This is a genomic window from Cohaesibacter marisflavi (assembly GCF_900115225.1).
Taxonomy (GTDB): domain Bacteria; phylum Pseudomonadota; class Alphaproteobacteria; order Rhizobiales; family Cohaesibacteraceae; genus Cohaesibacter; species Cohaesibacter marisflavi.
The window spans coordinates 83,542-96,318 of the sequence record NZ_FOVR01000005.1 but is presented as its reverse complement, the minus strand read 5'-3'; the positions used below and the strand labels follow the sequence as shown (position 1 = coordinate 96,318).

At 53.7% G+C, this 12,777-nt stretch carries 13 protein-coding genes; 8 read left to right on the top strand and 5 right to left on the bottom strand.

Annotated elements, in window-relative coordinates:
• Positions 1-75 precede the first annotated feature (75 nt).
• Entirely contained in the window at positions 76-525 is a 450-nt protein-coding gene (locus tag BM258_RS11560) for a winged helix-turn-helix transcriptional regulator (RefSeq protein ID WP_090072390.1), read from the top strand.
• 65 nt (positions 526-590) lie between these two features.
• Here the strand turns inward: BM258_RS11560 and BM258_RS11555 are convergent, their stop codons facing one another.
• From BM258_RS11555 to BM258_RS11540, 4 genes are all read right to left on the bottom strand, one after another.
• Positions 591-1,538: a diacylglycerol/lipid kinase family protein gene (locus BM258_RS11555; RefSeq protein ID WP_090072388.1), complete on the bottom strand. Its 948-nt coding sequence runs from the start codon at positions 1,536-1,538 to the stop codon at positions 591-593.
• Complete coding sequence (locus tag BM258_RS11550; protein ID WP_090072387.1) at positions 1,538-2,764, bottom strand: glycosyltransferase family protein; 1,227 nt, start codon at positions 2,762-2,764, stop codon at positions 1,538-1,540. The genes BM258_RS11555 and BM258_RS11550 overlap by 1 nt, the downstream gene beginning before the upstream one ends.
• Before the next feature lie 27 nt (positions 2,765-2,791).
• A complete protein-coding gene (locus BM258_RS11545; protein WP_090072385.1) occupies positions 2,792-3,586 on the bottom strand; it encodes an HAD-IIB family hydrolase in 795 nt (264 codons plus the stop codon).
• A 119-nt stretch (positions 3,587-3,705) separates the two neighbouring features.
• Positions 3,706-4,311 (bottom strand): alpha-ketoglutarate-dependent dioxygenase AlkB family protein, encoded by a 606-nt coding sequence (locus BM258_RS11540; RefSeq protein WP_090072383.1) that lies wholly within the window; start codon positions 4,309-4,311, stop codon positions 3,706-3,708.
• A gap of 590 nt (positions 4,312-4,901) precedes the next feature.
• Here BM258_RS11540 and dnaK point away from each other — a divergent pair.
• The 3 genes from dnaK (at position 4,902) to BM258_RS11520 (ending at position 8,888) form a co-directional block, all read left to right on the top strand.
• Complete coding sequence (dnaK, locus tag BM258_RS11535; protein ID WP_090072381.1) at positions 4,902-6,821, top strand: molecular chaperone DnaK; 1,920 nt, start codon at positions 4,902-4,904, stop codon at positions 6,819-6,821.
• A gap of 81 nt (positions 6,822-6,902) precedes the next feature.
• Positions 6,903-8,027 carry a molecular chaperone DnaJ gene (gene dnaJ / locus BM258_RS11530; RefSeq protein WP_090072379.1) on the top strand — a complete coding sequence of 375 codons (1,125 nt, stop codon included), beginning with the start codon at positions 6,903-6,905 and terminating at the stop codon, positions 8,025-8,027.
• A 258-nt stretch (positions 8,028-8,285) separates the two neighbouring features.
• The gene (locus BM258_RS11520; protein ID WP_090072376.1) at positions 8,286-8,888 is read left to right on the top strand and encodes a class I SAM-dependent methyltransferase; all 603 of its coding nucleotides are present in this window, start codon (positions 8,286-8,288) and stop codon (positions 8,886-8,888) included.
• Here BM258_RS11520 and BM258_RS11515 read toward each other — a convergent pair.
• Positions 8,885-9,445, bottom strand: a complete 561-nt coding sequence (locus BM258_RS11515) for a GNAT family N-acetyltransferase (RefSeq protein WP_090072375.1) — start codon at positions 9,443-9,445, stop codon at positions 8,885-8,887. The genes BM258_RS11520 and BM258_RS11515 overlap by 4 nt on opposite strands.
• 154 nt (positions 9,446-9,599) lie before the next feature.
• Here BM258_RS11515 and BM258_RS11510 point away from each other — a divergent pair, with 154 nt between their 5' ends.
• From BM258_RS11510 to dapB, 4 genes are all read left to right on the top strand, one after another.
• Positions 9,600-10,184 carry an NADPH-dependent FMN reductase gene (locus BM258_RS11510; RefSeq protein ID WP_090072373.1) on the top strand — a complete coding sequence of 195 codons (585 nt, stop codon included), beginning with the start codon at positions 9,600-9,602 and terminating at the stop codon, positions 10,182-10,184.
• A 111-nt stretch (positions 10,185-10,295) separates the two neighbouring features.
• Positions 10,296-11,006 (top strand): orotidine-5'-phosphate decarboxylase, encoded by a 711-nt coding sequence (pyrF, locus tag BM258_RS11505; RefSeq protein ID WP_090072372.1) that lies wholly within the window; start codon positions 10,296-10,298, stop codon positions 11,004-11,006.
• A gap of 11 nt (positions 11,007-11,017) precedes the next feature.
• A complete protein-coding gene (locus BM258_RS11500) occupies positions 11,018-11,581 on the top strand; it encodes a GNAT family N-acetyltransferase (protein ID WP_090072370.1) in 564 nt (187 codons plus the stop codon).
• A gap of 269 nt (positions 11,582-11,850) precedes the next feature.
• Positions 11,851-12,663: a 4-hydroxy-tetrahydrodipicolinate reductase gene (dapB, locus tag BM258_RS11495; protein WP_090072369.1), complete on the top strand. Its 813-nt coding sequence runs from the start codon at positions 11,851-11,853 to the stop codon at positions 12,661-12,663.
• The last annotated feature ends 114 nt before the right edge of the window (positions 12,664-12,777 follow it).

Sequence of the window (12,777 nt, the reverse complement as noted above, 5' to 3'; positions counted from 1 at the left end):
TATTCAGGTACATTTAGGATATATGACCGAAATTTTTCGACATATTTTCCGCTTTCACTATGAAAGAGACAATATATGGACAAATTGGATAGGTTCGACCGAAACATCCTGACCATACTCGCAGAGAATGGGCGCATCACCATCACCGAGCTTGCAAAAAAGGTCGGATTATCCAAGACGCCCTGCCAGATTCGCATGCGTCGTCTGGAGGAGGGCGGCTTCATCCGTGGCTATGGCGCCATCCTTGACCCGGAGAAGCTCGGCGAGGGTCATATCGCCTTTGTGCAGGTGTCCCTAAGCGACACCCGTTCGGAGGCTCTGAATGCCTTCAACGAAGCCACACGCCATATCCGAGAAATCGAGCAATGCCATATGATTGCATCGAATTTTGATTATCTTTTGAAGATCCGCACCCGCGATATGAGCAACTACCGCAAGGTGCTGGGCGAGAAGATCTCGGCTCTTCCCTATGTCTCACACACCTCCACCTTCGTGGTGATGGAAAGCGTGAAGGATAGGGGATAGAGGCAAATCCACTGCATCAAAAGCCCTTTCTCATCACAAGAGATGTCTTCTGAGGTACCAAATTTTCAAGGCACCAGAACCGACAGCTCCTTGGCGTGCAGCTCGATGGTGATTTCGTCAGGCAGATCGTAAAGCTCGCCATCACGCACACATTGTGAGCCTTCAGGCTTTTCATGCACGGTCAGTTTGACGCATTTGGCCGAGTGAATTTCCAGATCAGGATTGTTCGGCGTCTGCCCGATCAGAAGATCCGTCCCCAGCACCAATGCTCTTTGCCATGTGAGCTGCCCTGCCATATAGACACCCAGCTCTCCACCATCCAGCCTTTCCGCATAGGGCGGAGCAGTCGAGCCGAACATGTTGTTCGACACCGATAGGGCGCTGAGCTGGCGTTCTTCGCTTTTGCCATCCAGATCAATGGTCACGCCGCAGGTCGGCATATGGGAAATTGTTTCCCAAAAGGCACGTGTGCTGGCCAGCATCTTGGTAATGCGCGACTGATAATCAAGATTGTTTCTCTTCCGGATCATTCTTGGATGCAGGCCCACCGAAAACTGATGCACAAAGGGGTCACCGTTGGCTGTTGCAATATCGGCGTCTTTCTTTTTGCCGCTTGAAAGCGCATCAATTGCGAGCTCCACATCCAGAGGGATGCTGAGCGCGCGGGCATAAAGATTCATCGTGCCGCCAGGTAGCACTGCAAGAGTCTTGTTGTTGCGCCAAGCAGTTTCTGCCGCAGCGGACACCGTGCCATCGCCTCCACCAGCCAACAGGATATCAAAATCGTCCGACTGGCTATGCTCTTTCATCTGGCTTATCAGGTCGGCTCCGCCACCTGTATAGATGGTCAGTTCATAGCCTGCGTCACCGAACGCCCTTTCAAGCATGCCGCGTACATGGCCTATTTCCAGCATCTGGAAGGTGCCACTTCCGGTATTCAGAAAAGCGGCGATATGGCCCGATTGTTTATCACTCTGCATGGGAGAGCCTTCTTCATGATCGCGCGATTGCATCAAGCAACACCATATTCTTCATTATCCTGCTTCACCGCATTGTAGAAATCGAGTAGCAGATCATAATCTGCGGCGCTGACGCGGCTCCAGTTGGGAATGAAAGGCACTTCCATCGGGTTGTCCATATAGGCAGACCCCGCTTCAACGATATTGGCAGCAAACAGCTCGCAGCTGCGCTCTTCCATATGCCTGTCCGTATGAAGCCCATTCATCATGGCATCATTGTAATAGGTCTCGACCATGTCCAGCGACATGCGCAGATAGGTCGCCTTGAGGGTGCGGAAGAATTCGCTTGAGAAAATAATGCCATCAATGGCCAGCTTGCGATAAAGCGCCTTGGCGATGTCGGTCGACATGCGCGACAGACCAGTGGTGGCATCTTCTTCCGAAAGCGGCTGATGCTTATGGTCATAGATATCGGCGATCTCCACCTGACAGACCGCCTTGGAGGAGAAATTCCGGTGTACCTCTGAGAGAACGCCGATTTCCAGCCCCCAGTCCGAAGGGATGCGCATATCCGGCAGCATATAGGTGCGCATGGCGAATTCGCCCGCCAGCGGATAACGGAAAGCCTGCAGATATTCCAGATATTCGTTGTTGCCGATCAATTTACGCAAGGCGAGCAGCAGCGGCGTGATGAAAAGGCGGGTAACGCGGCCGTTGAGCTTGCCGTCCGCGATGCGCGGATAGAAGCCCTTGCAGAATTGATAGGAGAAATTGGGGTTGGCCACCGGATAGACCAGACGCGCCAGCATCTCCTTGTTGTAGGTCACGATATCGCAATCATGTAGGGCCACCACATCGCTATTCTTTGCCGAAAGCACATAGCCCATGCAATACCAGACATTGCGCCCCTTGCCCGGTTCGGAAGGGGAAAGACCAAGGGTCTGCAAACGCTCATCAATGGCCTTCAGCCGCGGCCCATCATTCCACAACACGACATGATCTTGCGGCAGGCGTGCAAAATATTGCTTGGCGTGGCGATATTGCTCTTCATTGGCGCGATCCAGCCCGATCACGATCTGATTGATGAATTTGGCCTTGCTCAGTTCATCAAGGATGTTGGAGAGGGCGGGCTGTTCCAGTTCTGAAAAGAGAGAAGGCAGGATCAGGGTGATTTTCCTGTTCTGGGCGTAGGTCTCCAGAATCCGCTCCATATTTTCCGCCGATGCTGTTGGAAAATGGTGCAGGGTCGCTACTTTGCCATTCTGATGAAAATCGCCCATATGACACTCCGTTTCTATTTTTCTTTGTCAGGCCGTCGCCGGTCCGCCAATATGATTCAATATTGCCTCGTTCCAGCCGGTTGGGCCGGGATTGTCAGCACGCATGATTCGGCCTTCATCTTCTCCCGAGAGCGGCGGTAAAGGCTTGCCTGCGGGATTGCTTATGATGACGCCGAAATCGGCTGTTTCCAGCATTTCAATATCATTTGCGGCATCGCCCAGCGCAATCGATTTGACCGGTGGTGCGGCCAAGGATTGCTGCTTCAAGATGCCCCGCATCTGGTCGGCCTTGGTGGCGCCAAAAGAGAGGGTGTAATAGCGCCCGCCCTGTCGTGCCTTAAGGCCTCTTTCTTCAATATAGCTTTCAAAGCGTTGCTTCTGGTGCGCGTTGCCTGAAAAAAGACCCGGCTCGGAGAAAAGCCGACGGGCCGCTAGGGCCGCATTGTCTTTTGGCAGACCGGTATTCTGTGCGATTTCCTCGACGCTCCAATCCCCAAAGCCGGCAAAAAGAGCCCGCAAATCGGCTGGCATCGCGTCCAGTATCGTGCGGATGCGCTGATAGTCACTTTGCGCCCCGGCAAGGCTTTCCGGATCAGCGTGCGCAGGCAACAGGCCAGCCCCATTCTCGACAATTGCCGGACAATGGGCAAAGCCTAACTCATCACGCAGGGGGGCGATTTCAAAGGCGGTTTTGCTTGAGGCCAGAATGAGCGGAATATCATGCTTGTGCAGCAGCGCCAGCGCCGGTTTGGCCGGAGCGTAAGAATAGCTGGCATGATCCAGCAAGGTTCCATCGAGATCAGTAAAAATAACGAAGGACATAACCTGCCTGACGGTTGGCCTTATAAGGCGCGCAAAAAAACATTCCCTAACAGATAGCATCATTTCTGAAGCCAAACCAGCCACATAAGGTAGACAGGTCATATAACGCGGGTGTGACGTCAGCGCCCCTTAGCGCAGTCGCGCGTCACCCGTCGCATGGTCAGGTTGATCCTTCCGGCTTCCTTGAGAAGCATCGAAGTGCCCGGATAAATCCGATCGATGCCATGATAGGCAAGCCGATCCTCCTCATCGAGAATGAAAATATCTCCTGACCTGAGGATATAACTCTCTGTTGAGTCTTTTCGTTCCCTGCCACCGAGACGAAAACGCGCATCATCGCCCAGCGAGACCGACAGAATGGGTGCATCGAAATCCTCTTCATCATTATCGACATGAAGGCCCATCTTGGCATCGGGATGGTAATAGTTGATGAGACAGGCTTCCGGCGGCAATGGGTAGCCAGTGGTCACATCCCACAAATCCAACAGACTCTGCGGGATGGGCGGCCATGGCTCTGCGGTGACCGGATGGGTGGCTTGATAGCGATAGCCGGATTTGTCCGACACCCAGCCCAGCGGGCCGCAATTGCTCATGCGAACGGAAAAGGGACGCCCCCAGCGCGGCATGGTGGGTGTGAAAAGAGGTGCTTTGGCCACGAGAGCCCGAATTTCTACAACAAGGGCCTGCTGGGCGGCTTCATCAAGATATCCGGACAGATATTGCATGGTTTGGTGCGCTCCTTTCTGATTTACGATCAGCTTTTTCAATCCGCGAACCTATAAGCCAGCGGAGAGGTTCTGTTTGCCGTGATTCGCCCTTTGCATGCATCCATATGACAGACCGGGACCATCCCTCAGCTGAATTAACCAATGCACCCCATATCATATGCGCATGGACATTTTTTGCCCATGCTAGAAATCGGGATAAATGCAGCTTCCTTCCAGCCTATCTCAATAGCCGCCAAGGCAGAATGGACGCCGAATTCATCCCATTGCTCCGATTGGACGCGCTTTTCTGAATAACCTTCACAGATGTGGGGAATTTTTTGCTTTAACCTGCCCTTAACCTGCCTGACCCTCTTTATTTTCTCGCCTTACTCTTATATGAGGGGTGCCAATTTCAAAAAACGTCGCAAATGCATTCAAAGATGCTGGATTTGCGCCTTGCAGTCCGCGTAAACGGCTCCTATATGTGCCATGAATGTAAAACCCAACCCGCGCATCAAATGCGCATCTTCATGGGGGCTGGGCCGAATTATCGGCGCTTATAACCGCTTTTAAAGGGTTTGACCGGCCTGCCGAAAGGAGAAGAGAGAATGAGCAAAGTCATTGGTATTGACTTGGGTACCACAAACTCGTGCGTATCCATTATGGATGGCAAAGAACCGAAAGTCATCGAAAACGCAGAAGGTGCACGTACCACACCTTCCATGATCGCCTTCACCGACGATGGCGAGCGCCTTGCTGGTCAGCCGGCCAAGCGTCAGGCTGTGACCAACCCGATGAACACTCTGTTCGCGGTCAAGCGTCTCATTGGCCGTCGCTATGAAGATCCGGCTGTTGGCAAAGACAAGGATCTGGTTCCGTTCAAGATTATCAAAGGCGACAATGGTGATGCATGGGTAGAAGTCGAGGGTGAAAAATACTCTCCTTCACAGGTATCCGCCATGATCCTTCAGAAAATGAAGGAAACCGCAGAAGATTATCTCGGTGAGCCTGTAACTCAGGCGGTCATCACGGTTCCTGCCTACTTTAACGACGCCCAGCGTCAGGCTACCAAGGACGCTGGCAAGATCGCCGGTATGGAAGTCCTGCGTATCATCAACGAGCCGACTGCTGCTGCTCTGGCCTATGGCCTGGACAAGAATGACGGCAAGACCATCGCGGTTTATGACCTTGGTGGTGGTACCTTCGACGTGTCCGTTCTTGAAATCGGCGATGGCGTGTTTGAAGTGAAATCCACCAACGGGGATACCTTCCTTGGTGGTGAAGACTTCGACATGCGTCTGGTCGACTATCTGGTTGAAGAGTTCAAGAAAGAAAGCGGCATCGACCTCAAGAAAGACAATCTGGCTCTGCAGCGCCTCAAGGAAGCTGCCGAAAAAGCCAAGATCGAGCTTTCTTCCTCGACCCAGACCGAAATCAACCTGCCTTACATCACGGCAGACGCTTCTGGCCCGAAACATCTGGCCCTGAAGCTGACCCGTGCGAAATTTGAAGCGCTGGTTGACGATCTGATCAAACGCACCATCAAGCCTTGTGAATCTGCACTGAAAGACGCCGGTCTTTCCGCTTCCGAGATCGACGAAGTCGTTCTGGTTGGTGGTATGACCCGTATGCCGAAGGTTCAGGCTGCCGTTAAACAGTTCTTCGGCAAAGAGCCACACAAGGGTGTGAACCCAGATGAAGTGGTTGCCATGGGTGCTGCCATTCAGGCAGGCGTGCTGCAGGGCGACGTCAAAGACGTGCTGCTGCTCGACGTGACCCCGCTGTCCCTCGGTATCGAAACCCTGGGCGGTGTGTTCACACGCCTCATCGACCGCAACACCACGATCCCAACCAAGAAGAGCCAGGTCTTCTCTACGGCTGACGACAATCAGAACGCCGTAACGATCCGTGTCTTCCAGGGCGAACGTGAGATGGCTGCCGACAACAAGGCGCTTGGCCAGTTCGATCTGGTTGGTATCCCACCGGCACCACGCGGTGTTCCGCAGATTGAAGTGACCTTCGACATCGACGCCAACGGCATCGTGAATGTGTCCGCTCTTGATAAGGGCACCGGCAAGGAACAGAAAATTTCTATCCGCGCTTCTGGTGGCCTGTCTGATGCAGACATCGAACAGATGGTCAAGGATGCTGAAGCCAACGCCGAAGCCGATAAGATCCGTAAGGAACTGGTTGAAGCCAAGAACCAGGGTGAAGCCCTTGTTCACTCCGGTGAGAAATCTCTCGCCGACTTTGGCGACAAGGTTTCCGAAGCAGACAAATCTGCTATTGAAGCCGCTATTGCAGAGCTGAAAACGGCCCTTGAAGGCGATGATCTGGAAGCCATCAAGGCCAAGACCGAAGCCATGACGCAAGCATCCATGAAACTGGGTGAAGCAATGTATTCGGCACAACAGTCTGATGAAGAAGCACGCGCTGCAGCTGACGCTGCTGCCGATGCGGCAAAGGATGACGACATTGTCGACGCGGACTTCGAAGAAGTACAAGACGACGATTCCAAAAAATCCTGAGCGGACTTCATGAACAAGTAGAACCAAATGAAGTCGGCGCCTCACTGGCGTCGACTTTTTGGTAAAGGTGGATGAGCAAGTATGTCTAAAGCCGATTTTTATGAAACGCTCGGGGTCTCCCGCGGGGCTGGCGACAAAGAATTGAAAAGCGCTTTCCGCAAGAAAGCGATGCAGTTTCACCCTGACCGCAATCCAGACGACCCTGATGCCGAATCCCGTTTCAAGGAAGTGAATGAAGCCTACGAGATCCTGAAGGATCCCGAAAAGCGCGCCGCTTATGATCGCTATGGACATGCAGCCTTTGAACAGGGCGGTATGGGTCAAGGGTTCGGATCCGATTTCGGATCCTCGATGTCCGATATCTTCGAAGATATTTTCGGAGACATGATGGGCGGCGGCAGGCGATCTCGTGGTCGCGAGCGCGGAGCCGATCTCCGCTACAATATGGAAATCACCCTTGAAGAGGCTTTCCATGGCAAGACCGCAGAGATCGAAGTGCCAACCTCGGTTACCTGTACATCCTGTTCGGGTAGCGGCGCCAAGCCGGGCACCTCTCCCAAGCCATGCCCCACCTGTGCTGGCATGGGCAAAGTGCGGGCAACACAGGGCTTTTTCACGGTCGAACGCACCTGTCCCACCTGTCATGGGCGTGGTGAAATCATCGATGATCCCTGTGATAGCTGCGGCGGCGTAGGCCGAACCACGGAAAATCGCAATCTGTCCGTCAATATTCCAGCCGGTATCGAAGATGGCACCCGTATTCGCCTGTCGGGCGAAGGGGAGGCCGGTGTTCGTGGCGGCCCTCCGGGCGATCTATATATATTTCTTACGCAGAAACCGCATGACCTGTTCCAGCGAGATGGAGCGGACATTTTCTGCCGCGTGCCTATTTCTATGACAACGGCCATTCTGGGCGGTCAGTTTGAAGTTCCCACCGTTGATGGCGGCAAAACCCGGGTGAGGGTGCCTGAAGGCACGCAGAGCGGCAAGCAATTCCGCCTGCGCGGCAAAGGCATGCCGGTGCTGCGCAGCCAGCAATATGGCGACATGTATATTCAGGTCGAGGTGGAAACACCACGCAAGCTGACCAAGCGTCAACGGGAACTGATTCAGGAATTTGATTCCCTTACAAATGACGACAATCATCCTGACAGCACAGGCTTTTTCGCAAAGGTGAAGGACTTCATCGAGCGCATCAGCGAGTAGCTTCAGCAGATCTTGTCAAAGCTTGAGGAGATACCCTTTTTGAGGGTGTCTCCTTTTTTGTATCTGGCTTTTCCCTTATTCATCGCCGATACTGCACTATTATCATTAGCATATTTGGTTAAGGCCTTTTGCCTGACACAAATTGCTCTTACATGCATAATAGACGTGATTTTATTGGCACGAACCATCACCCCACGCAAAGCTTGTACCGAGCTTTTAAAGGGGAAATGATTTGGAAGCTTTGTTTTCGGGGATCCCATGCTCAAGCAACTGCGAAACCACGCACTGAAGGCCCATATTCCGGACGAGATCCGTTTTTTGAGGCGATGGTTTGACGATCCGCTTAAAATTGGCGCAGTTGCCCCGTCCAGTCCCGCGCTTGCACGCAAGATGGCGTCCTATATTCCACTGGATCAAACCGGGCTGGTGTTGGAGTTGGGGCCGGGCACCGGCGTGGTAACCAATGCCGTGCTTGAACATGGTGTTGAACCCGCCAATATTCTGGCTGTTGAATATTCCAGCCAATTTGTTTCCATGTTGCGGGATCGCTTTGCAGGCGTAAATGTGATTGAAGGCGATGCCTATGATTTTGCTGCCATCCGGCAACGGAATATAGATGCGCCGCTTTCGGCAGTGGTGTCCAGCCTACCGCTCTTCACCAAGCCCAAAGCCATGCGCAAACGTTTGATTTCCCTTTGCCTTGATGCCCTGAAACCGGGAGCCCCCTTCATTCAGTTTTCCTATGCTCTGGTGCCTCCGGTGCCCGAAAGGGAAGGGGATTTCACCGTTGAGACAAGCAGCTGGATTCTGGGTAATCTGCCGCCCGCCCGGGTCTGGGTTTATCGACGCCCTGTCAACTAGACTTGGCCGTGCGTCTCGCGCTCCGCGCTTCCTGCTATCCAGTTTTCTCTTGTGAGAAGAAAGAAGGAAAGGACTTCGCCATAGGCGAATCGATCGCCCTTGCGGCTTAGACCGATTTTCTGCAACACATGCTGACTGGCCGCATTATCAGGATCGGTCACACCGCAAATCGCATCAAGACCGAGCTTTTGAAAAGAATATTCCCGGATGACTATGGCCGCTTCTGTTGCATAGCCCTTGCCCCAGGCCCGCTGCACAAAGCGGTAGCCGATTTCCACCTCGGGGCCTTCTCCGGCCAAAGGCACAAGCAGAACCCAGCCGATAAACGCTCCCTCGACCCCTTCCCCTGCCTTTTCAAAAATGCTCCAGAAACCCAAACCGTCCCCATAGTCACGAGAAATGCTCTCCCGCATGAAGATCCGGTGTTCCGGTTCTGGTGGTGTCGGGCGGATATATTTGACGACCTCGGGGTCCAGATCCATGGCGACGCAGGCATCCAGATCGTCCAGCGTGCGTTCACGGAATATAAGCCGCTCCGTTTCGTAGGTGGGTAACATGATGGCTCCTTATCGCTTCCGTAACGCACATGAACAAAATACCTTGCATGAATTGAGGCTCTTGAGAAGAGCGATTGCAAAAATCGTCCAATCAGCCTTACATGGAAAAGTGACATTAAAAGTAATGCGATTGCTATGACCAAGAGGCTCTATCATGCAGCAAATACGACTTCTTTGCTTTGCCGGTTCCACCCGTTCGGGCAGCTTCAACCAGACCCTCGCAGGGGCCATGGCCAAAGAACTCAGCCTGATGGAAATGGATGTCACCTATCTTTCTCTTGTCGACTATCCTCTTCCCCTTTTTGATGTCGAAGACGAAGCAGAAAAAGGCTTGCCGGAAAATGCAATCAAGCTGGCCAAGCTGATTGCTTCACATGATGGCGTTTTTCTGGCCAGCCCGGAGCATAATGGCTCTGTGCCGCCTTTGATGAAGAATACGCTGGACTGGCTCTCACGCGTGCCTGCAAAAGAGCAGGATCCTTTCACCAAACCTGTTTATGCTATCGGTGCTGCGTCGCCGGGGAAGATGGGGGGCATGCGCTCTCTGGCCCATCTACGCGATATTCTGACGGCTTTGGGCGCATTGACCATTCCCGAACAGGTCAGTATCGGCGCGGCCCATGAGGCCTTCGATGACAAAGGCAACCTGAAGGATGACAGGAATGCCATGTTCCTGAGCGCCTGCGCGCGCAATCTGGTTTACATGGCTCAACGCAAGAAACCGCTGGAGTGGGTTTGAGTGCAAAGGCGCGCGCAAAAAGACCGCATGACAAGCTGGACCCTTGCGAGGTGAAGTGATAAGCCTTTGCCAATTTGACTTAGCCCGAGCAACCAAAAGGAACAGCCGCCGATGTCTCTTTCTCCTCGTGACCGCCTCATTGTCCCGCTTGATGTCCCCAGCGTTGAAGATGCACGCACCATCATTGCGGATCTTGGTGACAGCGTTTCTTTCTACAAGATCGGCTATCAGCTTGGATATGCGGGTGGATTTGATCTTGCGCGCGAATTGATCAGCGAGGGCAAAGATGTCTTCATGGATCTCAAGCTATTGGATATCGACAACACCATCGAGAAGGGTGTTGTGTCGATTTCAACGCTCGGCGCCAAGTTCCTGACCATTCACGCCTATCCCAAGGCCATGCGGGCCGCAGTGGCCGGCAGGGGCGAAAGCGGGCTCAACCTGCTGGGCGTTACGGTGCTTACATCCATGGATGACGCAGATCTTGAAGAAGCGGGCTATCGCTTCAAGGCTGGCGAGCTGGTTGCGAAAAGGGCCGCCGATGCCCGCGCCGCCGGTATGGATGGCATTGTCTGCTCTGCTCAGGAAGCCGATGCCATGCGCGCCATCGTCGGGCCGGACATAGCTATCGTCACGCCGGGCATTCGCCCTGCTGGTACTGATGTCGGCGATCAGAAACGCGTCATGACCCCGAAAAAGGCCATTGCAGCCGGGGCAGACTATCTGGTGGTCGGACGGCCGATTCTGGCAGCAGAAAAGCGCAAGGACATGGCGCTCAGCATCGTCGCTGACATCGAGGCGGCGCTTTCTGAACGCGCTTGATACGATAGGACATGTGTAGAAAGCTCCCAGCCATCCGGTATGCTCTGGCGGCAGACATACCGGACCTTCAGGCCATTGAAGTGGCTGCAGGCTCTCTTTTTCACAAGACACCCTATTCGGAATTGGCGCTCGCACCGCCACTTTCCGCTCAGACCTATGAGACGCATTTTGCCAACAAGCATCCCGTTTTTGTTGCTGAGATAGAGACAAACAACGAGGCGAACCAAGATCAGACACGCATGGTCAAAGCCGGATTTGCCGTTGCGGCTCCGTTAGGCGAGGGGCTGCATCTGTATGAGCTGTCTGTCCATAAAAGGGATCAGGGCCGGGGAGTAGGGCGCGCGCTTATCAAGCATGTGTTGACTTATGCGCGCGAGAAGGGCTTTCCGTGTGTCACGCTTACGACCTACTCGGACATCAGCTGGAATGGCCCTTTCTATCGCTCGGCTGGATTTTCCATTCTCCCCACCGCAAGGGCAAATTCCGAACTCAAGACCATCCTGCAAAAGGAAATTGACACGGGCGCCAATGCTGAGACGCGCTGCATCATGCATATGGATTTGGCGCGACAGTAAGCTTGGGTCCCATCTTTAGACCTTCGGGGATTTGACAGCGGATTCTTTGAAAGAGTACAGCCACATCTCTCACCGAGTGAATGGCTTGGTCCTCTTTTTAAAGGAGCAAAACAGGGTTCCATCCTGTCGCATAGAGTCCGTCATGAGCGGAGGATTTTTGCCCAAACCTAGCCCAAATTCCGCCGCCTGTTTGAAAATCAGTTCTTGCCTTGATGCTCCCTTATGCGTAGAACAAACGTGTTTTTCTTGCAATCGCAAAGGACTGCGTTATGACCGACTTACGGCTTGTTGTAGTAGGTGCACAGGGACGGATGGGCCGTGCGCTCATTACGGCTATCTCCGAACAACAGGGAGTATGCGTTGCAGGAGCCGTGGAACGGGAAGGCGCCGAATGCATCGGCATGGACGCTGGCACATTGGCAGGCCTTCAGCCTCTTGATATTCCGGTAACCAGCGATCTGGACGCAGCGCTGGACACAGCGGACGGGGTTATTGATTTCACCGCACCACAGGCGAGCCTCGCTTTTTCCCGTATTACGGCTGCCAAGAGCAAGATCCATATTATCGGCACCACCGGTTTCACACCGGAAGAAGAAGCCGAGCTGAAGGGTATCGCTGAAAGCGGCGCCACCATGGTTCGCTCTGGCAATATGAGCCTCGGGGTCAATCTGCTCTCAAAGCTGATCGAGCAGGCCACCAAGGCGCTTGACGCTGATTTCGACATTGAAATTCTTGAAATGCATCACAAGCACAAGGTTGACGCGCCTTCCGGCACGGCTCTTCTGCTTGGTGAAGCTGCTGCGCAGGGGCGCGGCATCGATTTGCACGCCAATGCCGTAATGTCTCGCGAAGGCATGACCGGTGCCCGGGAACGGGGTAGCATCGGGTTTGCTACCTTGCGGGGCGGTTCGGTGATTGGCGAGCATAGTGTGATCCTGGCAGGGGAAGGCGAGCGCATCGAGCTCACGCATAAGGCCCAGGATCGCTCCATTTTTGCCCGTGGTGCCGTGAAGGCGGCATCCTGGGCAAAAGACAAACCCGTTGGCTATTACTCCATGATGGATGTTCTGGGACTGAATTGAACAGACACGCCACATGGCGAAGATTTAAACCGCAAAGAGAGCAATTCTCACGCAACAATCCTGTGAGGAATGCTGCAAACCAATGTAACACAGCGCTTTACTGATCGTTCTGCG